This window comes from Novosphingobium profundi (assembly GCF_020524485.1).
In the GTDB taxonomy this organism is placed as follows: Bacteria; Pseudomonadota; Alphaproteobacteria; order Sphingomonadales; family Sphingomonadaceae; genus Novosphingobium; species Novosphingobium profundi_A.
Genome location: NZ_JAIVLF010000006.1, coordinates 89,293 through 114,376 on the forward strand (window position 1 = coordinate 89,293; position 25,084 = coordinate 114,376).

Genomic DNA, 25,084 nt, shown 5'->3' on the forward strand with positions numbered 1-25,084 from the left:
TCAGGTTCTCTCCAGGAGCGCGGTCACGTCGGCTTTGAGCGCCGACTGGAATTCGGGAAGCAGGCGGCTGGCCTCGGGCGGCATGAACTGGACGAAGATCTGCGAGCGCAGCCCCTTGGCCATGTCGACCATGGCCACCGTTCCGGCCGCGCCCGACCAGCCGAACATACCGCTCTCCGGCCCCATCCCCACGCGCCCACCCGCGCCGAAGCCGGACGGCCGCCCTTGCGTGACGGGGCCAGTGACGCCTTCAGGCAGGAGGTTGCGGGTGCCCGTGCGCACGGCGAGTTCGGAGAGGATGCGCCGCCCGTCCAGCTCACCGAACTGGGCGAGCAGGCGCAGGAATCGGTCATAGTCGGCCGGTGTGCTGACCAACCCCGCCCCGCCGAAAGGAAACGGCGGGGGATCGAGATAGATCGAATCCGCGCCCGTATCGATGGGCACGAGCCCTTGCCCGAGCGCCCCGTAATTGGTGGTCAGACGCCCCGCCTCCTCGCGCGGGACTTGGAAGGCGGTGCTCTCCATGCCCGCGGGCGCGAAGATCACCTCGCGCAGGTACCGGTCGAAGGAAAGGCCCGAGACCACCTCGATCACCCGGCCCATCAGGTCCAGCCCCATCGAGTAGATCCATTTCGTGCCCGGATCGGCCACCAGCGGCACCTGCGCCAGCCGCGAGGCGAAGAGGTCGAGGCTGCCCACCGTCTCGCCGTTGAAGATACCCGGCACCTTCAGACGGCTGACCTGCCCCGGGATCAGGCCTTTTTGCTCCATCAGGTCCTTGATCGGCCCCTTCTGGACGATGGTGTAGCCGATCCCGGCGGTGTGGGTGAGGAGGTGGCGGATGGTGATCGCGCGGGGCGCGGCGTGCAACGCATCGAGCGACCCGTCGTAGCGGTCCTGCACCCGCATGTCCGCGTATTCCGGCAGGATTTCGTGCAGGGGCTGGTCAAGGCCGAGCAGGCCATCGGCGATCAGCTGCATCGCGGCCATGCCGGTGACGGGCTTCGTCATCGAATAGATGCGAAAGAGGCTGTCGGGCCGCATCGCGCTATCTTCGGTGAAGCTCTGCATGCCCGAGAGGGCATATTCGGGCGCCTGCCCTGGAAGCCCCAGCGTCGCGATCATCCCCGGAAAGCGCCCCGGCCCGGTCCAGCGCGCGAGGACCGCGCGTACGCGCGGCATCAGGTCGCGATCCTGCGCGGCAAGCGCCAGCCGGGGGAGCAGTGGCGCGCCCAGCCCGGCGGCCGCGCCCAGCATGAGAAGACGGCGCCGGTCGAGCGCATGCTGCAAACCCTCGACCTCGCGCCTCACGCGTCCTCTCCCGTGTGCGCGAGCGCCAGCCGCGCGGCCTTGGCAAAGAGCGTGGGGAGCCCGGCCTCGTCCAGCTTTTCAAGCGGCCACCACTCGCCCTCGCCCAGGTCCTCAGGCGGGCTCGCCCCGGCGTGGATGGCGAGGCGCAGGTCCAGCGCGAAGTGGCTGAAGACATGCGAGACCCGGCCCGCCGGCTCCCAAGGCCCCTCGGCCAGATCCTCGCCGTGACCGTCCTGCCGCGCGGCCCAGCCATCGTCGGGAAGCGCGCGCATGCCGCCCAGCATTCCCTTGCCCGCGCGGCGCACCAGCCAGACGTGGTCCTCGCCTGCGATCCGCGCCTCGATCCAGAAGGCGCGGCCCGTGCGGGTGGGCTTCGCCTTCTTGGGGGCCTTCACCGGCAGGCGCGCCGGGTCGCCCGAGGCGCGTGCCGCGCACATTTCCGAGAGCGGGCAGAGCAGGCATTTGGGCTCGCGCACCGTGCAGATGCCCGAGCCCAGGTCCATCATCGCCTGGGCAAAGTCGCCCGCGCGGGCTTGCGGCGTGATGTCGTCGGTGCGTTCGCGAATCTCGGGACGGCTGGCGGGCAGCGCCGTTTCAATCGCAAAGAGGCGCGAGACGACACGCTCGACATTGGCATCGACCACGACCGCGCGCGCGCCAAAGGCAATCGCGGCGACCGCAGCAGCAGTATAGGGGCCAAGGCCCGGCAGCGTGCGCAGCTCGACTTCGGTCTCGGGGAAAGCCCCGCCGCGCGCGGCCACCTCGCGCGCGCAGGCCAGCAGGTTGCGGGCCCTCGCGTAATAGCCCAGCCCCGCCCAGGCGGCCATGACCTCCTCGTCGCGCGCGGCGGCAAGGTCGCTCACACTCGGCCACAGGCGGGTAAACTTGGCGAAGTACTCCTTCACCGCGGCCACCGTGGTCTGCTGGAGCATGACCTCGGACAGCCAGACGCGGTAGGGATCGGGCGCGGGGGTTCCCGGTGGCGCGCGCCAGGGCAGAGTGCGCGCATGTGCATCGTACCAGTCGAGAAGTCGCTCGGCGGTGGTTTCGCGGCTGGCGTCCATGCGCCCCCTATGGCATTGGAGGGCGCGCAAGGGAACGGCCCAAATCGCGCAAAAGGCAAAGCAAGACTCTGGACAGCAACGTGGACAAGAAGCCGAGCAAGACCAAGGGCAAGGCCGCGCCCAAGGCTTTCGAACGCGCGCGCGGCGGACAGGCCCGCGCGATCAGCGACCTCATGCCCAATGTCGGGCGCACCGCCTTTCGCCGCTTCGGCTTCGTGCAGTCGAGCGTGGTGACGCGCTGGCCCGAGATCGTGGGCGCGCGCCACGCCCGCGTGTGTACGCCCGAGGCGATCCGCTTCCCTCCCGGCGAGAAGTGCGACGGCATCCTGCAACTGGTGGTCAAGCCCGCCCACGCCACGCTGATCCAGCACGTGATCCCCGAGATCATGGACCGGGTGAACCGCTTCTTCGGCTACAAGGCGGTCGCCAAGGTCAAGATCCGGCAAGGCGAGGTTAAGCCGCCGCCTGCCACGCAGAGCCGGGCCGCGCCGCCTTCTCTCAAACCCGTACCTTACGAACTGGGCGAATCGCTGCGCGACATCGGTGATCCGGAGCTGCGCGCGGTGCTGGAATCGCTGGCCCGCAGCATGGGCGCCAAAGCCGAACGGAACGACGAGACATGACACCTGCCACCAAGACTCTCTCCCTCCTCGCGCTGGGCGCGGCTACTCTGGCGACGGGCAGCCTCGCCACGCCGACGCTTGCCAGCGCGGCCGAAGGCAAGACCAACCGCAATGGGCAGGTCACGGTGACGGGCAACGGAAGCTACACGCTGGGCAACCCCGCCGCGCCGGTGAAGGTGACCGAGTACATCAGCTACACCTGCTCGCACTGCGCCGCGCTCCACCGCGAATCCGATCCGGTCCTGCGCACCACGGTCATCCCGCAGGGCAAAGTCGCGCTCACCGTCTCGAACCTGGTGCGCAACCCGGTCGACATCACCATTGCGCTCCTTACTTCCTGCGGCGATCCCAAGACCTTCTTCGTGCGCCACAACGCTTTCCTCGCTTCGCAGGACACCTGGCTGCCCAAGGCGGCATCGGCCAGCGAAGCGCAGCGCAAGCGTTGGGCCGAAGGCGAACTGCCCCAGCGCCTGCGCGCGATCGCCAGCGACCTCGATTTCTACGTGAAGGTCGCCCACTTCGGCGTGACCCGCAGCCAGGCCGACCAGTGCCTCGCCGACAAGGCCCAGCTCGACAAGGTCATGGCGCAGTACAACGCCGCCTCGCAGTTGAAGCTGACCGGAACGCCCGGGATCGTCATCAACGGCAAGGTCCTCTACGCCACGAAGGACGGGAAGGTCCTCCAGAGCCCGATGGGCGGCCCGCTCCAGGCGACGCAGTGGAAGGACATGTCCGCCGCGATCACCAAGGCGCTTGCCGCCAACACCGCCGGGCAGATCTGACACCGCCCCTTACCGCCTCCAACTGTGCCCCCCCAACTGTGTATAGATGGCGAGGGGGGCCTGCGCGCCCCTCAACCTTGCCCCCGGTTTCTGCCAGACTGCTTCATCAACCAAGGATTCGCGACACATGACTTCCCCTGCCCTGCGCAAGATCGCCCTCGGCCTCTTCGTGGCCCCGCTCGCTCTTGGCCTCGCGGCCTGCGGCGACAAGGCCGCCGAGAGCGAAGCGCCGGTCGCCAGCGAGGCGCTCGCCACCGTCGCGCCGCCCGAGGGCACCGAATGGGCCAGCGTCATCACCAAGACCGAGGACGGCGGCTACCGCATGGGCAACCCCGAGGCGCCGATCAAGCTCGTCGAATACGGCGCGCTGTCATGCTCGCACTGCGCCCAGTTCGCCAAGGAGAGCTTCGCGGACCTGCGCGATGATTACATCAAGAGCGGGCGCGTCAGCTACGAGATCCGCTTCTTCATGCTCAACCCCTATGACTTCGCGGCCACGATGCTCGCCACCTGCGGCTCGGACGAGGCGGTGATCCCGCTGGCCGAGCAGTTCTGGGCCTGGCAGCCCAAGATGTTCGAGAACCTCGACGCGTTCGGGCAGGAAAATCTCCAGCAGATCGGCGCAATGCCGCGCGACAAGCAGTTCGCCGCGTTTGCACAGGCTGCGGGCATGACCGAGTTCTTCGCCTCGCGCGGGATCTCCAAGGAGCAGGGCGCGCAGTGCCTCGCCAATACCGAGACCGCGCAGGCGCTCGCCGATCAGACCGACACGGCCGGCAAGGAAAAGAACGTCACCGGCACCCCCACCTTCTTCATCAACGGCGCCAACGTCGGTTCGATGGAGTGGGAGCCGCTCGAAGCCAAGCTGCAGCAGGCTGGCGCGCGCTGATGCTACGGGCGGTCCTTCCCTGCCCCGAGCGGGCGTAGGGCCGCCATGCATTTCCGGCGTCTCAAGCTCACCGGCTTCAAGAGCTTCGTCGAACCTTCCGAACTGCACATCGAGCCCGGCCTGACAGGCGTCGTGGGCCCCAACGGCTGTGGCAAGTCCAATCTCCTCGAAGCGCTGCGCTGGGTCATGGGCGAAAGCTCGCCCAAGTCGATGCGCGGCGGGGGCATGGAGGACGTGATCTTCGCGGGCACTTCGGGCCGTCCCGCGCGCGCCTTTGCCGAAGTCGTCCTCCAGGCCCGCAGCGAGGACAACGAAGAGCTGGAAGTCGTGCGCCGGATCGAGCGCGGCGCAGGCTCGGCCTACCGCGTCAATGGGCGCGACGTGCGCGCCAAGGACGTCGCGCTCATCTTCGCCGATGCCGCTACCGGCGCGCACAGCCCCGCGCTTGTCAGCCAGGGCCGCATCGCTGCGGTGGTCGCCGCCAAGCCCGCCGAGCGCCGCGCCATGCTGGAGGATGCCGCGGGGATCTCGGGCCTCCACGTGCGCCGCAAGGACGCCGAGCAGAAGCTGCGCGCGACCGAGACCAACCTCGCCCGGCTCGAAGACATCATGGCCGGTCTCGACAAGCAGGTTGCCGGGCTGCGCCGCCAGGCCAAAGCGGCCGAGCGCTACAAACAGCTCTCCGAGCAAATCCGCCACGCCGAGGCGCGCCTCCTCTATGCGCGCTGGCGCGATGCCGCCGCCGCCGCCGAGGCCGCAAAGAGGGAGGCCGATGCCGCCGACACCCGTGTCGGGTCTGCCCAGCGCGCCGCGTTCGAGGCGCAGAAGGCGCAAGGCACCGCCGCGCAAGGCCTCGTCACTGCGCGCGACGAGCAGACCGACCGGCGCGACGACGTCCAGGCCCAGGCCCACCGTCTTGCCACCCTCACCAACCAGTTGGACGCGGCCGAAGAGCGCCGCGCCGACCTCGACCGCCAGAAAGCCCGGCTGGAGGAGGACCGCGACCACGCCGACCGCGTCACGCGCGAAGCCGCCGAAGCGCTGGCGAAGCTGGAGACGGACCTGTCCGAGGGCGCTGCAAAGCTGGCCGAGGACGAGGCCCTGCGCCCGCGCCTTGCCAACGCACTGGAAGGCGTGGAGCGCGCCGCGCGCAGCGCCGAACTCGACCTTGCCCAGGCCACCGCCGCGCAGGCCGGGGTCGACGCCGAATGGCGCATCGCCGCCGCCGAACTGGAGCAGGCGCAGGGCCGCCTCGACCGGCTTGCCGCCGAGGCTGCAAAGCTGGAGCAGCAGCGCGCCGCCCTCGCCCAGGAGGACGATCCCGACACGGCCCTCGCCGCCGCCCACACCGAGGCCGAAGCGGCCAGCGCCATGCTGGCCGAGGCACGCACCGCGCTGGAGGCGCTGGGGCAGCGCAAGAGCGCGCTGCAGGCCGAGCGTGACGCCGCCGCCTCCGCGCTGGCGGGCGCCCGCGCCGACCTTACCGGGGTGGAGCGCGAGCACGCCGCCCTCGTGCGTGACCGTGAGGCCCGTGCCAAGGGCGCCAAGGCCGCCCATGGCCTCCCCCGCGCGCTCGACGCCCTGCGCGCCGAGCCCGGCTACGAACGCGCGCTCGCCGCCGTGCTGGGACGCGACGCCAAGGTGCCCCTCGGGCTCGTGGACGGAGCCGAAGGCCGTTTCTGGAGCGGGGCTGTGGCCCCTCCCGCCGTGGCGGACAGCCTCGCCGCCCACGTTCCCGAATGCCCGGACGAACTGGCCGCCCGGCTCGCGCTCGTCCATGTTGCGCCCAAGGACGATGGCCGCGCGCTCGCGCCGGGCGAATGGCTTGTGACGCTCGGCGGCGTGCTCAGGCGTTGGGACGGCTTTGTCGCGCGCGGCGAAGGCGGGGCCGAAGCCGCGCGACTGGAAGCGGAAAACCGGCTCGCCGAACTGGAGGAGCGCCTCCCCCCCTTGCGCGCGGCCGTCACGTCCGCCGAAACGCAGCAGACGGGCGCGCAGGCCGCGCTGTCCGCCCTCCAAAGCGAAATCGTGGCCGCCGAACGCACGGCAGCCGAGGCCACCAACGCCGAACGCGCCGCGCTGCGCCGCGTCGATCAGGCCGAGGCCGCGCGCGAACGCCACGCCGCCCGGGCCACCGAACTCGATACGGGTCTGGAGGACCTCGCCCAGCGCCGCGAGGTCGCCGAAACCGAGCTTGCCCAGGCCGAAGCGAAGCGCGCGGGCCTCCCCGATCCCGAGGCGGGCCGCGCCGCGCTCGAGGCCGCACGCACCCGCAACGCCGAGGCACGCGAGGCGCACCAGGCCGCGACCGCCCAGCTGGCCGCGCACGACCAGGCGCTCGCCGTCGCGCGCGAGCGGCACGCCGCGCACGCCAGCGACATCCGCAACTGGCAGACCCGGGCAGGCGATGCCGCCTCACGCCTCGCCCAGATGGCCGGGCGGCTCGACGAGATCGAGACCGAACGGCGCATCGTCGCCGCCAAACCGGACGCGCTCCACGACCAGATCGCCGAGGCCGAAGCGGTCCGCACCCGACTCGCGGACGACCTCGCCCGTGCCGAAGAAGCCGTGGAGACCGCGCAGGAGGCTGCGAAAGCGGCCGACACCGCGCTCGCCGCCGCGCAGGAGGAACTCGCCAGCGCACGCGAGGCGCGCGCCGGGGCCAACGCGCGCGCCGAGAACGAGGACGCGCGCCGTGTCGAACTTGCGCGCCTGTCGGGCGAGCGCTTCCAGTGCCCGCCCCCGATCCTGGCCGAGCGCTACGCCTTCACCGCCGCCGACGTGGGCTCCGCCGAGGCTGAGAATGCGCAGCTGGAAAAACTCTCCGCCGAGCGCGAGCGGATCGGCCCGGTCAACCTCGTCGCCGCCGACGAACTCGCCGCCGCCGAAGCGCAGCTGGGAACCTCGGTCAGCGAGAAGGACGAACTGGCCGAGGCGGTCGCGCGCCTGCGCGGCTCGATCGGCAATCTCAACCGCGAAGGCCGCGAACGCCTGCGCGCCGCGTTCGAAGCGGTCGACGCGCACTTCCAGCGCCTCTTCACCCAGCTATTCATGGGCGGCAATGCGCACCTCGCCTTCATCGATTCGGACGATCCGCTCGAAGCGGGCCTCGAGATCTACGCCCAGCCGCCGGGCAAGCGCCTCCAGTCGCTCACTCTGCTTTCGGGCGGCGAACAGGCGCTGACCGCAGTGGCCCTCGTCTTTGCGCTCTTCCTCACCAACCCCGCGCCGATCTGCGTGCTCGACGAGGTCGACGCCCCGCTCGACGATGCCAATGTCGAACGCTTCTGCGACCTGCTCGACGCCATGACGCGTGAGACGCAGACCCGCTACCTCATCGTCACCCACAACGCGGTGACGATGAGCCGGATGCACCGCCTGTTCGGTGTCACGATGGTCGAAAAGGGCGTCTCGCGGCTTGTCAGCGTGGACCTGGGCGGCGCGGAAGAGCTGCTCGCGGCGGAGTAGAAAAAGAGGATTCAAGGGGCCATCGCCCCTTGGACCCCGGAAATGGGCGACCTCACGCCCTTCAGCCCACGTAGCGCGACACAGGTAAGGTGAACAGTTTGGGGAGCCCGAGGGCGATGGCCCTCGGAAATGTTCGTTTATCTTTCATCCAAAACACTTGCCCCACCGATCAATTGGCTTAATAGCATACCAATTGATCGCACCCCGGATAGCCCCGCAAAGGCATCTCCCCCGGCGCCGCGATCCTCCAAGAATAGGCCCACGTCGCCACGCAAGTGGCGCGCAAGATCCCCCGGAAGGAGAGTACCCGTGACCGACCTGATCAACCAGCCCGGCGTGCGCGAAGCCATGCCGATCCTCGCCTCGAACGAAGGTGTCTGGGAAGGCTGGTACCGCTATTACGATGCCAAGACCGGCGAACTCGTCGACCAGCACCGCTCGCGCCTGATCTGCCGCCTGATCCACAAGGACGGCGTCGACCACTACCACCAGACCAACTATTATTTCTGGGACGATGGCCGCAAGGAAGTCCGCGACTTCCCCGCCGTCTACAAGGATGGCCGCATCTGGTGGGACAACGACCTCATCAAGGGCTGGGCCGCCGAGATGCAGCCCGACGACTACAACCGCTCGACCTGCCTCAACTGGACCCGCAAGAACGAGCCGGGCATCTACCTTTACGAGATGATCCAGAACAACGACGCGCGCACCCACCGCTCGCGCACCTGGCAGTGGTTCCGCGACGGCATCTGCTACCAGCGCACGCTGATCGACGAGAAGTTCATCACCCCCGACTGGCAGAACTTCACCAACGAGGACGCGCCCGACGTCTGAGGCCAAGGCGCTAAGATGCTGACGCATCACGCCTTGGAATTGCTCAAGCGCCGCACGGGCTTAACCAAGCCCCGATGAGACAAGCTCATCGTGCCTTGGCGTGAGGCCTTGCCTTCGCCAGATACAGCAAGGGGCTGCGCCGAAGCGCGGCCCCTTTTTCATGGGGTATCAGTCGCTTGCCAGAACCAGCCGGGGCCCCGGGCCTTCCCGCCCCTTCACATCCTCGGCGTTGTAGAGCTGGCACTTGGCAAGGCTGAGGCACCCGCAGCCAATGCACCCGTCAAGCCGGTCGCGGGTGCGCTCGAGCATGGCGATCTGGTCCTCGATCGCGCGGCGCATCGAACGGCTGATGCGCGCCCAATCCTGTGCGCTCGGGGTCCGCCCCTGCGGCAGGCGCGCCAGTTCGCGCTCGATCTCGGCAAGCGGCAGGCCCAGCTTCTGCGCGATGAGGATGAAGCTCACCCGCCGGATGTCCGAGCGCAGGAAGCGCCGCTGATTGCCACTCGTGCGCAGCGCCTGGAGCAGGCCCTTCTCCTCGTAGAAACGGATCGCAGAGGTCTTCACGCCCGTGCGCCGGGCCAGTTCGCCGATGGTGATGAAGCTGGGCATCGCGGTCTCCGGGAATTGAGAAGAGAAAGGGATAGATCCGAGGGCCATCGCCCTCGGGCTCCCCAAACGGTCGAGCTCACCTTTGTCGCGCCGCCTGGGTCGACAAAGGTGAGCTTGCCGATTCCGGGGTTCAAGGGGCGATGGCCCCTTGAAAAGTCCTTCTTCCTAAGCCGCTAAGGCCGTTTTCACACAGGCCGCACATTTTGCGCTTGATCTCAACTTAACTTGAACTTTCACTTTCTCCAAGCCGGTTGATTCGCCGGTGACACAAAAAGGAGAAACACCATGGCCCGGGGCCGTCTGGAGCACGCCAACATCACCGTCAGCGACATCGATCGCTCGTCCCGTCTTCTGCAGAGCCTGCTCGGCTGGCACGAGCGCTGGCGCGGGCCCGCCATCAATGGGGGTGAGACGATCCATTTCGGCGAGGAATTCAGCTACATCGCTCTCTACACCGACCGCAAGGCGCACGCAGGGTTCGCCAAGGGCCAGCCGCTCAACCACATCGGACTGGTGGTGGACGATCTCGACGCGGCCGAGGCGGTGGTGATCGCGGCCGGGCTCACCCCGTTCAACCATGGTGACTACGAGCCGGGGCGGCGCTTCTACTTCTTCGACTGGGACCACATCGAATTCGAGGTGGTCAGCTATGAATGAGCCCGTGCTCAGAGAAGCCGGGGCATGGTCTCGTCCGTGTCCCCGCCAAGCTCCCCGCCCTGTTCACCCGACGCTGGCAGATCGCCTGCGCCGGTCCATAGCCGCCGTGTTCGCTCCACCGTCAGCGGCGCCGGGGAGGTAACGCACAGACCAAAGGCCTCTTCCGGCGCGGCCTCGATCCAGCGGGACCAGTCGCGCCGGGGGAGGAGGACGGGCATGCGATCATGGACATCGACCATCTGCTCGCAGGCGGGCGCCATGACCAGGGTGTAGACCCGGCCCCATTCCGGGCTCTCACGCCACAGGCCTGCAACCGCGAAAGTGTCCACCCCTTCGATCCCGTACCAGGTGCGCGTCATCTGCCCCGCCTTGCCCTCGGGCTCGGCCCAGCGTGTGATGGGCACCAGGCAGCGGCGGTGGACGAAGCTGTCCTTCCAGAAACGGGTGTGCAGCTTGTCGTCGCGCGCGTTGGTGACGGGCTTGGGCTTGAGGGGCTGGCCCTGCCGGCCCTTCAGCACCAGCGGAAAGCCCCAGGTCATCGTCTGCGCGTGGCCCTCGGCAACAACGAGGCCGGAGTAGCCGGGATAGACTTCCTCGGCGAAGTTGGCGCCCTCCTGGGGCAGAACCTCGAACAGGGCGGCAACCTCGGCGGTGCCCTTGGTCATGCGGTAGAGATTGCACATGATGGCCGTTGGGGCGCGTCTTCAGACGACGCCGGCGTTGCCCACCACCCAGCAGGCCAGCACCATCACGAAACCCAGGTCCCGGTTCGAGCGGAACCGCGCCAGCGCGTTGTCGCCGTCCTGGGTGTCCAGCGTCACGACCTGGAAGCCCAGGTGCATCGCGACGGGCACCAGCGCCATCAGACCGACCCAGTCCGGGCGCACCGTCCAGAAGGCCAGCCCCCAGAACGCCACGGCCAGCGCGTAGAAGCCGCCGACGCCCAGGCGCACGTGCTGGCCCAGCCGCCGTGCGGACGAGCGGATGCCCACCAGTGCGTCGTCCTCGCGGTCCTGGATGGCGTAGATCGTGTCATAGCCGATGCACCACACGATGGAGCCCGCATAGAGCGCGGCCAGCGCGCCCAGCTGGTCCTGCCGAATCTCGATCCAGCCGACCAGCGCGCCCCAGGTAAAGACCATGCCGAGCCAGGCCTGCGGCCACCAGGTGATGCGCTTCATGAACGGATAGGCCGCCACGAGCGCCACGCTACCCAGCGCCACCAACTGCGCTTCGAGGCGCAACTGGAAGAGAACCACAAGGCCCACCGCACACAGCAGCAAGAGCCAGCCCCAGGCCGCCTTCTTGCTCACCCGCCCGCTCGCCACCGGGCGCTGCGCGGTGCGCGCCACCTTGCGGTCAAGGTCGGCATCTACGATGTCGTTGAGCACGCAGCCTGCGCCGCGCATGGCAATCGAGCCCACCAGCAGCCAGGCGATAAGCCCCAGGCGCTGCTCGCCGCCCGCCAGCATCACGCTCCACGCGCAAGGCCAGAACAGCAGCCACCAGCCGATAGGACGGTCGAATCGGGCCAGCATCGCGTAATCGCGAAGCTGCGGCGGCAGAGCCGCGACGAGGCCACGTTGCTGGCTGTCGGGGACGAAGGTAGGATCACTCACCCCCCGGGAAATACCGGATCGGGACGCCCCTGTCATGTCCTGCGTGTCCCATGCACACAGCCTGGCCGCTTTGGCGTTGCGCCGGGTGCGCGAACGCGCAACAACACAGGCTCGCTCACAACGCGATCACGAACGGGGGACACGAAAACGATGCGCTTGAACACACTCGCCTTTTGCACCGCGATGGGAAGCGTGCTGGCACTCGCCACGCCGCCCGCGATGGCCCAGGCGCCCGAGACGCCCGCGGGCCGCGAGGCTCTCACCGTTCTTCAGGAAGCCGTCGCCATTCCCACCGTCCAGGGCCGCGGACAGGTCCCCGTGCTCGCCGCCAAGCTCAAGGCGCGCCTGCTCGACGCCGGATTCGCCGAGGACGAAGTGACCTTCGTGCCCCAGGGCGAGACCGGCTACCTCCTTGCCCGCTACCCGGGCCGCGACCGCAAGGCGCCGGTCACCGCGATCATCGCGCACATGGACGTCGTCGAGGCCAAGCCCGAAGACTGGGAGCGCGATCCCTTCACCCCGGTGATCGAGGACGGCTACCTGTTCGGGCGCGGCTCGCTCGACAACAAGGCCGGACTCTCCATCGTGACCGCGACCATGATGAAGCTGCGCCGCGAGGGCTGGGTGCCCGCACATGACATCGTGCTCGGTTTCTCGGGCGACGAGGAAACCCAGATGGCGACCACCGCCGCCATGGCCAGCGCCATCGTCCACGAGGCGGGCAAGGTCGATCTCGTCCTCAACGCCGATTCGGGCGGCGGAACGCTCGACGAGGCGGGCGAGCCCTTCGTCTACGAGGTGCAGGCAGGCGAGAAGACCTACGCCGACTACAAGCTGACCCTCACCGACCCCGGCGGCCACTCCAGCCGCCCGGGCGCGACCAACGCCATCGCCGCCATGAGCGCGGCCATGGAGAAGATCTGGGCCTACAAGTTCCCGGTCACCGTCAGCCCGCTGACCAAGGCCTACTTCGAGGGCAGCGTGGAGGCCGCCCCCGCCGAGGTGGCCCCCGCCATGCGCGCGCTCATCGCCGATCCGACCGACGCGAAGGCCGCCGCCACGCTGTCCGCGCGGCCCGAATATATCGGCCTCATCCGCACGACCTGCGTGCCCACGATGATCGAGGGCGGCCACGCCCCCAACGCGCTCCCCCAGTCGGTCAGCGCCAACGTCAATTGCCGCATCTTCCCGGGTACCTCGCGCGCCAAGGTGCAGGAGACGCTGGCCCAGGTCATTGCCGATCCCGCCATCACCATCGCCTTCCAGGACAACGGCACGCTCGAATCGATCGAGAGCCCGTTGCGCGCAGACGTCATGGAGGCGGTCGAAGTGGCCGTCCACGAACGCGCACCTGGCCTCTCCATCGTGCCGGGCATGAGCGCAGGCGCGACCGATTCGATGCACTTTCGCTCCAAGGGCATCCCCGCCTTCGGCGTCTCGGCGGTGTTCATGGACCCCAAGGACGAATTCGCCCACGGCCTCAACGAACGCCTGCCGCTCGCCACACTCGATCCCGCGGTGAAGCAGTGGGAGACGCTGCTGCGCACGCTATTGAAGTAAGCAGGTAAGAGAAGGGAATTTCCGAGGGCCATCGCCCTCGGGCTCCCGGAACTGTCTGGCTCACCTTTGTCGCGCCGCCTTGGCCGAGAACGGTGAGGTCGCCGATTTTGGGAGCCCGAGGGCGATGGCCCTCGGACCTGTTTTTATTCAATCTTCCCTCGATCTTTCTCTTTGATCTCCCCCGCCCGCCCCCTCTAAAGCGCGCAGATTCGCTGCAACGAGATCCGCCCATGCCTGCCACTCCCGCCTGGCCGCCGCGTTCGGCCCCCCGTCTGTTCGTTCCCGGACCGCTTGCCGAGGGGCAGGAGCTGCGCCTTGACGGCAACCCGGCGAACTACCTCGCGCGGGTCATGCGTGTGGGCCCAGGCGATGCGGTGATCCTGTGCGACGATGTGACCGGCGAATGGGCGGCCGAGGTGCTCGACGCGGGCAAGCGCCATGTAACCCTGGCCCTGCGTGACAAGCTGCGCGACCGCGAGGCGGTGCCCGATTTCTGGCTCTGCGCCGCGCTTCTGAAGAAGCCCAACTTCGATCTCGTGATGGAAAAGGCGACCGAACTGGGCGTCGCGCGGATCCAGCCGGTGCTGACCCGGCGCTGCGTCGCCGACAAGCTCAATTCCGAGCGCGCGCAGACCATCGTGTCCGAAGCGGCCGAGCAGTGCGCGCGCACCGCGCTGCCCGAACTGGCAGGGCCGGTGAAGCTCGACGCGTTGCTGGCCGACTGGCCGGAGGACCGCGCGCTGTTCTTTGCCGACGAACAGGGCGGGGAACCGGCCGCTGCGCAATTTGCCGCGCACGATGGCCCGGCGGCGCTCCTCGTCGGCCCGGAAGGCGGCTTTGACGACGCCGAGCGCGCCGCGATCCGCGCCCATCCCGCCGCCCGCGCAATCACGCTGGGCCCGCGCATCCTGCGCGGCGAAACCGCCACGATCGCGGCCTGCGCGGTGTGGATGGCAACGCGGGGCGACTGGTCCACCGTGTGAATACCTAGCCATATTGTATGCCTGGAAACAAAAATGGGGCTGGCGCTAAGGCCTTCGCATCTCTACCTCCGGGCCCATGAGTACCCGCGAGGCTTCGGATCGTGACGATCCGGTAATCGAGACCCTGGACCAGCTTGCCGCGCCGATGGCCGCGGGCGAGAAGCCGCGCGAGGCGTGGCGGATCGGGACCGAGCACGAGAAGTTCGTCTACGACACGAGCGACCACCACGCCCCCTCCTACGACGAGGAAGGCGGCATCCGCGACCTGCTCCTCGCGCTTGAGGAATTCGGCTGGGAGCCGATCCTGGAGGGCGGCAAGGTCATCGCGATGAAGGGTGCGGACGGCACCGTCAGCCTGGAGCCGGCCGGACAGCTCGAACTCTCGGGCGCCCCGCTGGAAAACCTGCACCAGACCTGCGCCGAGACCGGGCGCCACCTCAACCAGGTCAAGGCCATTGGCGAGCGGCTCGGCAAGGGCTTCCTCGGCCTTGGCATGTGGCCCGACAAGGCCCGCGCGGACCTGCCGCTGATGCCCAAGGGCCGCTACGACATCATGACCCGGCACATGCCGCGCGTCGGCTCGCTCGGCCTCGACATGATGCTGCGTACCTGCACCATCCAGGTCAACCTCGACTATTCAAGCGAGGCGGACATGGTGCAGAAGTTCCGCACCTCGCTGGCGCTGCAGCCGCTGGCGACCGCGCTCTTTGCCAATTCGCCCTTCACCGAGGGCAAGCCCAACGGCATGCTCTCCTACCGCAGCCACATCTGGTCGGACACCGACCCGGCACGCACGGGCATGCTGCCTTTCGTCTTCGAAGAGGGCTTCGGCTACGAACGCTATGTCGAGTACATGCTCGATGTGCCGATGTACTTCGTCTTCCGCGACGGCAAGTACATCGACGCCGCTGGCCTGTCCTTCCGGGATTTCCTGAAGGGCGAACTTTCGGTCCTGCCCGGCGAGAAGCCGCGCATCTCGGACTGGAACGACCACCTCTCCACCGCCTTCCCCGAAGTGCGCCTCAAGTCCTTCCTGGAAATGCGCGGCGCCGATGGCGGCCCGTGGAACCGCATCTGCGCGCTGCCTGCGCTGTGGGTCGGCCTTCTCTATGACCAGGGCGCGCTCGACGCGGCCTGGGACCTGGTCAAGGACTGGGACATGGAAGGGCGCGAGACACTGCGCACCTCGGTGCCCAAGCTCGGCCTCGACGCGCCGATCCCGACCGGCGGCACCTTGCGCGACATCGCGGGCGAAGTGCTCGACATCGCGCGGCAGGGGCTTGCCGCGCGCGGCCGCCTCAACGCCAGCGGCGACAACGAGACCGGCTACCTGGAACCACTGGCAGAGATCGTCGCCAGCGGCCGGGTTCCCGCCCAGCGCCTGCTCGACCTCTACAATGGCGAGTGGCAGGGCGAGATCGCCCCTGTCTACAAGGTCAAGAGCTTCTGATCCGGCCAGGCCGCCCTACTCGGCGGCCTGAGCAGGCACCGGCTTGGGCGCAAAGCGGGCCCATAGCGCGCTGATAGTGCGCGTGATGAAGGCATTGCGCGCCATCCACGCGTGGTATTCCCGGTACTTGGCATCCTCGCGCAGGAGATGCGCTTCCTCGGTCTTCGCGCGCCAGAAGTAGATCGAACTGACGATGGCGAGCAGGACCGTGTTGCGCACCATGTCGGTGAGCGACCCGTTGGTGACGAGGAAGGGCAGCGTCGAAAGCCACCAGAAGGCGTTCTTCGACAGATAGGCCGGGTGGCGCGTGAAGCGGTAGGGCCCGTTCGTCAGGACGCCGCGATAGGTCAGGTTGGAAAAGCGCAGGCCAAAGGCGAAGGTTGCCCAGGCGTAGATCGCGGTCAGCACCACCATCAGCCCTGCCCAGAGCCACAGAAGCGGCGTGTAGCCCGCCAACCAGTAGGCCCACCCGCCCGTGTGGACTTCATAGCCCAGCACGTCCGAACGCCCGATCGTGCCCCACACGAACGGCGGATAGCACAGAAGCGCGGCCACCCAGCCCGCGAGGAACGGGTTCCCGCTGCGGATATGCGCGTCGAGCGGGCGGAAGGTGAAGATGTAGCCGACCGTGCCGATCTGAACGTCGATGAGGAAGAGAAGGCCGATCAGGAGCGAGCCCGTCTCGACCGGGTCGGAGCCGATCCGCGACAGGTCCGCCTCGACGATCTGGGCAAAGCCGCCGGGCAGGATCGAGATCATGAAGGCCCCGAAGAAGCCCTTGATCGCCCAGGCCCGCCAGTGCTTCTTCACCTGTTCCGCCTCCCACGCCTCGCGGCCCAGAAGGAGCGCGCCGAAGTGCCAGGAGGCATCGCGCGGTTCGACCATGAACCGGTCGAGCCACAGGACATAGGGGATCGAAAGGAGGAACAGAACCGGCGCCGCCGCGCCGATCACCTGCATGGCAAAGAGATACTGCCCGTCCCAGTACCAGCGCGCGATGCAGTAGAAGAGGCCGATCCCGATCCAGGTCGCCCAGAGCCCCGCGATCTTGGTGATCGAGATCTCCCGGACCGCGCGCCAAGGGCGCGGGCGGGCCCAGTCAATACCGGTGGAGGGGCTTCGGTGAACCTTGTCGACTAGGAGCGAATAGAGGCTCATCGCCGTGCCCGTCACGAAGAGCGCGGCGAGCGAGGCGTAAGGGCCGCTCATCGGGGCACGGGGGCCGGGAATGTGGAAAGCCTGCGCCAAACCCGCCCAGTTGCGGCAGATCAGCAGCCAGCACAGGAGCGCGGCCAGCCCGACAAGGCCGACACCCGCCGACACGTCACTGGCCGGACGCTGTGCGCCTGTCTCGCTATCCCCCGTGTCCCTCTGGCTCGTCATGCCAGGAGAGCTACCCGCAATTGGTTAAAGCGACCGAAACGGAGGGAAACGGCGCAAAGAAAGGGGATGGGCGCATGTCCGGAGCCGAACACGCGCCCCATCGTTCTTAACGGAACGCGGTGATGCGGCCCGAATCGTCGAGCACGAAGAGCGTCGAATTCGCCACCACAGGGGCGAGCGAGACCGCGTCCTTGACCTTGGTGAAGAGGGTTTCCTCGCCGCTTGCCGGGTCGATGCGGTAGACCTCGCCGTCCGAGTTGCCCGTCCACAGCGCGTTGCCCGCCAGCACCGGGCCGACCCAGAACACCGGGTTCTTGCGCTTCTTGGGATTGCCGTAGCGCGTCAGCTGGGTCAGCCAGCGCACCTTGCCGTTGGCGCGGGAGATCGCGAGGATCTCGGCCTTGTCGTCAAGCGTGAAGACCCAGTCACCCGCGACCGCCGGGGTGGAGATACCCGCCAGGTTCAGCTCCCACACGCGCTGGCCGGTGAGCAGTTCGTACGCCGCCATGCGCCCGCCCTGACCCAGCGCGAAGACGCGGCCCTGGTCGATGATGGGATCGGCATCGACGTCGGTAAGGCTGCCCACCTCGGTCGAGATCGAGGTGCGGGCAAGCGCGTCCGACCAGAGCTGGCGACCGTTCTCGTAACGGTAGGCCACAAGCTCGCCCGAGGAATAGCCCGCGATGACCGTGCCACGCGCCGCGGCGGGCGAGGCCACGCCGAAGACGCCCGACTGGGTGATCGAGCCCGATTCGCTCCACAGCACCTTGCCGTCGGCCGCGTTGAGCGCGAAGATCTGGTTGTCCTGCGTCATCACGTAGATCGCGTTGAAAGCGACCGTGGGCGCGCCGCGCAAGGGGCCTGCGGGCTTGACCGACCAGGTCTGCTCGCCGGTGCGCGCGTCAAGCGCGGCCACTTCACCCACACCCGTGGTGACGAAGACCTTGCCGCTATCGAAGCTGACACCGCCGCCGAAGATCGACTTCTCGTCTTCGCCGGAGACCTTGAAGCTCTTGGTCCAGACCTCGCTGCCGGTCTCCACGTTGAACGCGTGGACGACACCGCGCGTGTCGACGACATAGAGACGCCCGTCGCCCACCACCGGCGAGGCGGCGAGGCGCGCGCGCTGCGTGGAGCCTGCAATGCTGGCGCTCCAGACCTCGGACGGGCTGGAGGATAGCGCGAGGTGGCCGTAGGACTTGCTGGCGCTGCCACCGCCCTGCGCCCAGGTCGCGTTGACCTGTTCGGGCGGCAGGATCACCGAGACGCCGGCCATCGAGGGATCGACTTCGGCGCCGCTCTCGATGCGCGAGAGGATGGGGATACGCTCACCCACGGTCGGGGTCTTGGGACCACCGTCCCCGCCACCGCCGAAGAGCTTGCAGCCCGAAAGGCCCGTCACCAGCGCGAGCGCCAGAAGCGGAGCGGCGCGGCGGCGCCACACGGCGCGGCGCGGGGCCCGATGGGTCAGGTCGACTGCGGTCATGCCTTTATCCTTACAGGTAGATTTCATTCGGCGGCCGTATCGCCGCTGTCGGCGGCCTGCGCCTTGGCGCCCTTGGGCGCTGCATCGGGTTCGGACGCGGTTTCAGCGTCCTCGATCGCCTCGCCGCGCGCATCGACCACGTCGGGCACGGCATCGACGCCCAGCACGGCGGCCAGCTGGCGCGCGCGGCTGCGCTGGCCTTCGCTGGCGTTCTCGTCCTTGGCGATCTCGGCGAAGAGGGGACCGGCCTGGTCGGGCTTGTCCATCTTGAGGTAGGCCATGCCGACCATCTCGGCCGCGACACCGAACCAGGCGTTGCCCGGCGCGGCGAGCGGCTTGAGCCGGTCCACCACGTCCTGCGGCTTCATCTCGTCAAAGCGCGCCGCGACAAGGCGCACAGTGGCGAGGTCGCGCAGCGGCTTGGGGGCGGCCTCATCGGCGGCGACGCCTTCGTAGATCTTGGCGGCACCGGCGACGTCGTCCTGCTCCTGCGCGATCGCGGCGAGCATGAGCTTGGCGGGCACGGCGTTGCCCTTGGCATCCTCGCCGCTCAGCGCCTGGAGCTTGGCCTTGGCATCATCGAGATTGCCCGCCTGGACGCTGTCGAGCGCCTGGATATAGGCCTCGGCGTGCTCTTCGCGCAGGGTCTTCTGGTGGTGGTTCCAGTAGAGCCAGCCACCAAAGCCTGCGAGGACGAGCACGATCAGCACGGCGAGCGCCAGACCCTTGCCCTTCAGGAAGCTTTCCATCTGGTCCTGGCGCAGGGCATCGTCGACCTCGCGGACGAAGACGTCCTGCTGCGCGGCCTTGCGGGCGGCGGCCTTGTCGTTCTTGTCGGAGCCGGTGGAGGCGGAATTCGTGTCAGGTGGCAGGGCCAAGATCGGGGCGCTTTCTGCGGTACGAGGTGGGTTTGGGGCTGTTTAGCGTATGAATGCGGCTTTTCAACGGCCATCATCGCTGCACGTCCCGCTCTGAAGCGGAACTGAACGGGTCTGTCAGGACGGCAAGGGCCAGCCTTGCGCGTCTCCCATAGCCGCTGCGTAAGTTTCCCGATAGGCCGAAATCATCGCGTTTTCATCGTAGAAGGCCTGGGCATGGGCCTGGTTGGCGGCTCCGACCCGGGCGCGCAGGGCCCCGTCCCCGGCAAGCTCGCCCAGCGCGCGGGCCAGCGCATCCTCATCGCCGGCCGGGGTGATGAAGGGTCGGTTTTCCCCAGCCACCATCGCCGCCACGTCGCCCACGGCCGGCGCGGCAATGGCGAGGCCCGCCGCCATCGATTCGACCACCGAGATCGGAAACTGCTCGCTGTCGGACGAAAGCGCGAAGAGATCGAAGAGCCCCACCACGCGCGCCGGATCGGCGACGAAGCCGGGCAGGTGGACACGCTCGGCCACCCCCAGCCGCTGCGCTTCGGCGAGGATCGCGGTGCGTTCGGGCCCCTCGCCCACGATCACCAGCTGCCATGCCTGCGGCAGCGCGGCGAAGGCGCGCACCAGCCGGGGCAGGTTCTTGACCGCGCGCAGGCCCGCCAGCGTCCCCAGCCAGAACGTGCCGGGCGCCTTGGTGAGGCCGGGAAGGGAATCGGGAGCCGGGCGCGCGGTATAGCGCGCGGTGGGAATGCCATTGCCGATCAGCCGCACGCGGGACGCAGGCTGATGCCAGGCCTCCCGCGCAATGGCGGCAAGGCGCTGCGAGGGCACGACCAGCGCCGCCGCCCCCGCCAGCGCCGCGCGCCGGAAGAGATTGCGCTGCCACTTGAGCCCGCCCGCCTCGTCCTCGTTGAAGCCATCCTCGTGGTGCACCAGAGGCCCCAGGCCAAGGCGCCGGGCGAAGAGACGGTGCGCCAGCACCGCATCCATCGCGCCCCAGTTGTAGGTCAGGACAAGGTCGTACCCCCGCATCGCCCGGGCGATGCGCCTCAGGCGGGCAGGTGTGGGACGCCCCTGAAGCGCGGGGAAATCGCCCCCCAGCGTCACCTGCAAGGCCGGATCGAGCACATCGGCCGCACCATAGGCACCGGGCTGGGCCGAGACCACGGTGTGCGCGATGTCCGGCCCGAACGCCTGCATCAGGCGCACCGCGCGCAGTTCCTTGCCGCCTGCGTTGAAGCCCGAATGAAGGTGCAGGAAATGCACAGGCGCCCCCTTCCCTGTCCCCGCCCCGCTCAGAGCGTGCGCGCCAGCAGCGCCTCGATCGCGGCGAGCGCCTCGGGCTCGTCGAGCGTCGGAGCGTGGCCCACGTGGGCCAGCGTCAGCGCCTCGGCGCCGGGCACCCGCTCCAGCATCTGCGCCAGGGTCTTGAGCGAGAGCACGTCCGACAGTTCGCCGCGCACCACCAGCAGCGGACGCCCCGCCATCGCCTCCCACGAGGGCCACAGGTCGGGCTGGTCGGCAAGGTCGATGTCGAGCACCGGCTCGGCGATCTTCATGTCGTAGTCGAACACCACGCGCCCGCTGCTCGAAAGCGTCATCAGCCGCTTGGCCATGCGGATCCAGAAGTCCAATGGCTGGTCGGGGTGCGAGCCGTCGTGCGCGTCCTCGATCCCGCGCGCAGCGTGGACCCAGGTGGGATAGCTGCGCCCCTGCCCCAGATACTCGCGGATGCGCTCCATGCCCGCCGGTTCGAGCCAGGGGCCGACATCGTTGATGACCGCGCCTGTGATCCGCTCGGGGATCTCCTGGACCAGCCCCATAGCCAGCAGCCCACCCAGCGAGGTGCCGATGACGACGACCTTCTGCAGCCCCTCGTGGCGGATGAGATCGAGGATATCGGCAACGTACTGGACAGGGCCGTAGCTGGAGGCCTCCTTCGCATAGTCGCTCTCCCCCCGCCCGCGCAGGTCCGGGCACAGCACGTGCCAGCCGCGATGCGCCAGGTGGGGGGCAAGGCCGTCGAAATCGCGCGCGTTGCGGCTGAGGCCATGGAGGCACAGCACCACGGGGCGCGCCTCGTCCAGCACCTGCGCGCCATCCGCGCTGGCGGGAAGATAGTCGCGGTAATGAAGCTTGAGACCGTCCGCGCTCGACCAGTAGCGATCCTCCCAGAGCTGTTCCTCGGTATTGGTCATGTCGCGATTGCGTCCCGGTCTCGTCCTGTTGCGGTTGCCTGGCGCTCTGCGCATCGCCGGCGCCAGGGGCAGGCGACTGATAGCCCTCCCCGATCCATCTGAACACCCGGCTTGGCCGAGGCGCCGCGAAGGGACGCTCGCCCTGCGCGCTGCGGGTGCGCTTAGCGCTTGAAGCCGCGCGCGGGGACGTCCACCTAGGAGGGATGGCAAGCTCCCCCCCCGCGTCCGCCCCCTACTGCCCCGACACCCCGATCACCGCGCTGGCCGACTGGCTGGCCGATCCGGTCTCGCCCGCCCAGTTCCCCGCGCACACGCTGCGCTTTCGCAACGACCGCTGGGCGCAGGCGGTGGGCCTTGGCGAGCTCAGCGAGGACCAGTGGATTGCCCACTTCGGCCGGTTCGAGCCGCTGGAGGGCAATCTCCCCCGCCCCCTCGCGCTGCGCTACCACGGCCACCAGTTCCGCAACTACAACCCCGACCTTGGCGATGGGCGCGGGTTCCTGTTCGCACAGATGCGCGAAGGAGGCCCGGACGGGCGCCTGCTGGACCTGGGCACCAAGGGCTCGGGCCAGACACCCTGGAGCCGCGATGGCGACGGGCGCCTGACGCTTAAAGGAGCCGTGCGCGAGATCCTTGCCACCGAAATGCTCGAGGCGCTGGGCGTCGACACCTCCAAGACCTTTTCGGTGGTCGAGACCGGCGAGGAACTGTGGCGCGGGGATGAACCCTCCCCCACCCGCTCGGCGGTCATGGTGCGCCTCTCCCACGGGCACATCCGCATCGGCTCGTTCCAGCGCCTCTACGCGCTGGAAGAGACCGAGCACCTTTCCCGTCTCGTTAATTATGCGCTGGCCCAGTACCCCGGCACACAGCCGCCCGAGGACGCGCCCGACCGCGCCAATCCCGCGATCGTGCTCCTCCACCAGGTGGTCGAGCGTCTTGCCGATCTTGCCGCATCCTGGATGGTCGCGGGCTTCGTCCACGGCGTCCTCAACACCGACAACATGAACATCTCGGGCGAAAGCTTCGACTACGGCCCCTGGCGCTGGGCGCCGCGCTGGGACCCGCGCTTTACCGCCGCCTACTTCGACCGCACCGGCCTTTACGCCTTTGGCCGCCAGCCCGAGGCGCTCCTGTGGAACTGCGGCCAGCTGGCCCAGGCGCTGAGCCCGCTTGCCGAAACCAAGCCGCTGATCGCCGCGCTCGACCGCTTTGCCCCGCTCTACCAGGCGGCCATGGCGCGGCGCTTCTGCTGGCGCCTGGGCGTCCAGTCGCGCGGGCAGGAGGCCGACACCGCACTCATCAAGGCCGCCGAGGACGCCATGGTCGAGACCGGCTTCTCGCCCGACCGCTTCTTCTTCCACTACCGCGCGGCCCGCAATGCAGGCGAGGACGCCTTCGGCCAGCGCCTCGCCGCCTATGCCCCCGCCGCCAGCCTCGACGATCCGTTCTGGCACGAGGGCACCCCACCCGACCTCCACATCGAGGAAGTCGAGCGCGTCTGGGCCGCCATCGCCGAACACGACGACTGGAGCGAACTCGAGGCCAAGATACAAGCGATCCGGGCGCTGGGGGACCAGCTGGGGGCAAAACCGAAGCCAGCAGGCCGCTACGCGCTTTTGTAACTCGCATTAGGAACCCGGTAGGGATACCTGTGCAAGGGAATGCAGGATTTCCAACTTCTTCCCCTTAGGGATCGCAGGCTCTAAGGGGACTTCACAGTAACGTGCATAAGCACAGACAAACGATCGGGGAACGGCCGGGAACGTGAGCGCACCGGATATCATCTCTCTGGAACCGGCGACGGGTGCCGAAGTCTGGCGCGGCAAGCCCTGCGATGTCGACGATGTCGTCGCGCGCGCACGGCGGGCCTGGCCAGCCTGGGCCGCCCAGCCGCTGACCACGCGCATGGAACTCATGCGCCGCTTCGCCAACGAGGTCCGCAAGGAAGCCGACACGCTGGCGCGCACCATCGCGCGCGAGGTGGGCAAGCCCTTGTGGGAGGCCCACAACGAGGTCGAGGCGGTCATCGCCAAGGTCGAGATCTCGATCCGCGCCTATGCCGAGCGCACCAGCCAGCGCAAACTCGACTCCGCGCTCCAGGGCAAGATGGCGCTGCGCCACAAGCCGCACGGCGTGCTCGTCGTGCTGGGCCCCTTCAACTACCCCTGCCACCTGCCGGGCGCGCACATCGTGCCCGCGCTGATCGCGGGTAACGTCATCGTCTTCAAGCCGAGCGAGAAGGCCCCGGCCTCGGGCGAACTGCTTGCCCGCTGCTTCCAGCGCGCCGGGGTCTCGGCCGCGGTCATGCAGTTCGCGCCGGGCGGCCCGGGCGAAGGCCAGCGCCTTGTTGCCCACGACGGGATCGACGGCGTGCTGTTCACCGGCTCCGCGCCGACCGGCATCGCCATCAACCGCAAGCTCGCCACCCGCCCCGACAAGATCGTGGCGCTGGAAATGGGCGGCAACAACGCGATGGTGATGTGGGACACGCCCAAGCTTGCCGATGCGGCCGCGCTCATCGTCCAGTCCGCCTTTGCGACTGCGGGCCAGCGCTGCACGGCCGCGCGGCGCCTGATCGTCAAGGCCTCGCTCTACGACCAGATCGTGCCGCTGGTGAAGAGCCTTGCCGACCGCATCATCGTGGGCGCCCCGTTCGACGAGCCCGCCCCGTTCATGGGCCCGGTCATCGACAACGCGGCCGCCGACGGATTGTCGGAAAGCTTCCTCTACCTGATGAGCCACGGCGGCAAGGCGATCAAGCACCTCCAGCGCCCCGAGGGCACTCTGCCCTTCCTCTCGCCTGCGATCATCGACACGACCGCGATGGCCAGCCGCCCCGACGTCGAACTGTTCGGCCCGATCCTGCAGGTCATCAAGGTCGACGACTTCGACCAGGCCATCGCAGAGGCCAACAACACCCGCTTCGGCCTCGCCGCCTCGCTGATCGGGGGGACGCCGCAGGAATACAACCGCTTCTGGGCCAACATGCGCGCCGGGATCGTCAACTGGAACCGCGCGACCGTGGGCCCCAGCCACGCCGCGCCGATGGGCGGCATCGGCCTTTCGGGCAACCACCGCCCGACCGGCTACTACGCCGCCGACTACTGCGCCTACCCGGTCACCTCGGGCGAGATGGAACAGCCCCGCGCGGTGATCGGCGTGGGACTGAAGTCCTGATCTGAGGAACAAGTCAAAAAGGATGAATCCGAGGGCCATCGCCCTCGGGCTCCCCGAACTGTCTGGCTCACCTTGCACGCGCCACCGTGGCTGAAAAAGGTGAGGTCGCCGATTCTGGG

General features: G+C 68.5%; 21 protein-coding genes. 11 read left to right on the forward strand and 10 right to left on the reverse strand.

From position 1 onward, the window contains the following. Positions 1 to 1,257, reverse strand: a complete 1,257-nt coding sequence (locus tag LC060_RS16860; RefSeq protein WP_226638231.1) for a serine hydrolase domain-containing protein — start codon at positions 1,255 to 1,257, stop codon at positions 1 to 3. Between the two features lie 50 nt (positions 1,258 to 1,307). Next, entirely contained in the window at positions 1,308 to 2,375 is a 1,068-nt protein-coding gene (locus LC060_RS16865; protein WP_226637667.1) for an A/G-specific adenine glycosylase, read from the reverse strand. An 80-nt stretch (positions 2,376 to 2,455) separates the two neighbouring features. Here LC060_RS16865 and LC060_RS16870 point away from each other — a divergent pair, with 80 nt between their 5' ends. The 5 genes from LC060_RS16870 (at position 2,456) to LC060_RS16890 (ending at position 8,971) form a co-directional block, all read left to right on the forward strand. Further along, positions 2,456 to 2,998, forward strand: a complete 543-nt coding sequence (locus tag LC060_RS16870) for a DUF721 domain-containing protein (protein WP_239026257.1) — start codon at positions 2,456 to 2,458, stop codon at positions 2,996 to 2,998. Beyond that, positions 2,995 to 3,780 (forward strand): DsbA family protein, encoded by a 786-nt coding sequence (locus tag LC060_RS16875; RefSeq protein ID WP_226637669.1) that lies wholly within the window; start codon positions 2,995 to 2,997, stop codon positions 3,778 to 3,780. The genes LC060_RS16870 and LC060_RS16875 overlap by 4 nt, the downstream gene beginning before the upstream one ends. Positions 3,781 to 3,907: 127 nt before the next feature. After that, positions 3,908 to 4,669: a DsbA family protein gene (locus tag LC060_RS16880; RefSeq protein WP_226637671.1), complete on the forward strand. Its 762-nt coding sequence runs from the start codon at positions 3,908 to 3,910 to the stop codon at positions 4,667 to 4,669. 45 nt (positions 4,670 to 4,714) lie between these two features. Then, entirely contained in the window at positions 4,715 to 8,137 is a 3,423-nt protein-coding gene (locus LC060_RS16885) for an AAA family ATPase (RefSeq protein ID WP_226637673.1), read from the forward strand. Positions 8,138 to 8,446: 309 nt separating this feature from the next. Next, complete coding sequence (locus LC060_RS16890) at positions 8,447 to 8,971, forward strand: DUF3598 domain-containing protein (RefSeq protein WP_226637674.1); 525 nt, start codon at positions 8,447 to 8,449, stop codon at positions 8,969 to 8,971. 168 nt (positions 8,972 to 9,139) lie between these two features. Here the strand turns inward: LC060_RS16890 and soxR are convergent, their stop codons facing one another. Continuing rightward, entirely contained in the window at positions 9,140 to 9,580 is a 441-nt protein-coding gene (gene soxR / locus LC060_RS16895; protein ID WP_226637676.1) for a redox-sensitive transcriptional activator SoxR, read from the reverse strand. Between the two features lie 285 nt (positions 9,581 to 9,865). On the opposite strand from soxR, the gene LC060_RS16900 reads away from it, so the two are divergent. Then, positions 9,866 to 10,237 carry a VOC family protein gene (locus LC060_RS16900; protein WP_226637678.1) on the forward strand — a complete coding sequence of 124 codons (372 nt, stop codon included), beginning with the start codon at positions 9,866 to 9,868 and terminating at the stop codon, positions 10,235 to 10,237. 8 nt (positions 10,238 to 10,245) lie between these two features. On the opposite strand, the gene LC060_RS16905 is transcribed toward LC060_RS16900, so the two are convergent. Both LC060_RS16905 and ubiA read right to left on the reverse strand, forming a co-directional pair. Next, entirely contained in the window at positions 10,246 to 10,920 is a 675-nt protein-coding gene (locus tag LC060_RS16905) for an SOS response-associated peptidase (RefSeq protein ID WP_226637680.1), read from the reverse strand. 21 nt (positions 10,921 to 10,941) lie between these two features. Continuing rightward, positions 10,942 to 11,892 carry a 4-hydroxybenzoate octaprenyltransferase gene (ubiA, locus tag LC060_RS16910; protein WP_264191958.1) on the reverse strand — a complete coding sequence of 317 codons (951 nt, stop codon included), beginning with the start codon at positions 11,890 to 11,892 and terminating at the stop codon, positions 10,942 to 10,944. Positions 11,893 to 12,006: 114 nt separating this feature from the next. Here ubiA and LC060_RS16915 point away from each other — a divergent pair, with 114 nt between their 5' ends. From LC060_RS16915 to LC060_RS16925, 3 genes are all read left to right on the forward strand, one after another. Continuing rightward, on the forward strand, positions 12,007 to 13,416 hold the full coding sequence (locus LC060_RS16915) for a M20/M25/M40 family metallo-hydrolase (RefSeq protein WP_226637684.1): 1,410 nt from the start codon (positions 12,007 to 12,009) through the stop codon (positions 13,414 to 13,416). 230 nt (positions 13,417 to 13,646) lie between these two features. Next, positions 13,647 to 14,399 carry a 16S rRNA (uracil(1498)-N(3))-methyltransferase gene (locus LC060_RS16920; protein ID WP_226637686.1) on the forward strand — a complete coding sequence of 251 codons (753 nt, stop codon included), beginning with the start codon at positions 13,647 to 13,649 and terminating at the stop codon, positions 14,397 to 14,399. 76 nt (positions 14,400 to 14,475) lie between these two features. Further along, positions 14,476 to 15,849, forward strand: a complete 1,374-nt coding sequence (locus tag LC060_RS16925; protein WP_226637688.1) for a glutamate--cysteine ligase — start codon at positions 14,476 to 14,478, stop codon at positions 15,847 to 15,849. Positions 15,850 to 15,864: 15 nt separating this feature from the next. Here the strand turns inward: LC060_RS16925 and LC060_RS16930 are convergent, their stop codons facing one another. The 5 genes from LC060_RS16930 to LC060_RS16950 form a co-directional block, all read right to left on the reverse strand. Further along, the gene (locus tag LC060_RS16930) at positions 15,865 to 17,232 is read right to left on the reverse strand and encodes a methyltransferase family protein (protein WP_226637690.1); all 1,368 of its coding nucleotides are present in this window, start codon (positions 17,230 to 17,232) and stop codon (positions 15,865 to 15,867) included. Positions 17,233 to 17,338: 106 nt separating this feature from the next. Beyond that, positions 17,339 to 18,718 carry a PQQ-binding-like beta-propeller repeat protein gene (locus LC060_RS16935; protein ID WP_226637693.1) on the reverse strand — a complete coding sequence of 460 codons (1,380 nt, stop codon included), beginning with the start codon at positions 18,716 to 18,718 and terminating at the stop codon, positions 17,339 to 17,341. Between the two features lie 23 nt (positions 18,719 to 18,741). Then, positions 18,742 to 19,596: a tetratricopeptide repeat protein gene (locus tag LC060_RS16940; protein ID WP_226637695.1), complete on the reverse strand. Its 855-nt coding sequence runs from the start codon at positions 19,594 to 19,596 to the stop codon at positions 18,742 to 18,744. A 117-nt stretch (positions 19,597 to 19,713) separates the two neighbouring features. Beyond that, positions 19,714 to 20,853, reverse strand: coding sequence for a glycosyltransferase (locus LC060_RS16945; RefSeq protein WP_226637696.1), 1,140 nt, complete (start codon positions 20,851 to 20,853; stop codon positions 19,714 to 19,716). Between the two features lie 29 nt (positions 20,854 to 20,882). Beyond that, entirely contained in the window at positions 20,883 to 21,785 is a 903-nt protein-coding gene (locus LC060_RS16950; protein WP_226637698.1) for an alpha/beta fold hydrolase, read from the reverse strand. A 203-nt stretch (positions 21,786 to 21,988) separates the two neighbouring features. Here LC060_RS16950 and LC060_RS16955 point away from each other — a divergent pair, with 203 nt between their 5' ends. Both LC060_RS16955 and LC060_RS16960 read left to right on the forward strand, forming a co-directional pair. Beyond that, the gene (locus LC060_RS16955) at positions 21,989 to 23,410 is read left to right on the forward strand and encodes a protein adenylyltransferase SelO family protein (RefSeq protein WP_226637699.1); all 1,422 of its coding nucleotides are present in this window, start codon (positions 21,989 to 21,991) and stop codon (positions 23,408 to 23,410) included. Positions 23,411 to 23,552: 142 nt separating this feature from the next. Then, positions 23,553 to 24,965, forward strand: a complete 1,413-nt coding sequence (locus LC060_RS16960) for a succinylglutamate-semialdehyde dehydrogenase (protein ID WP_039390322.1) — start codon at positions 23,553 to 23,555, stop codon at positions 24,963 to 24,965. The last annotated feature ends 119 nt before the right edge of the window (positions 24,966 to 25,084 follow it).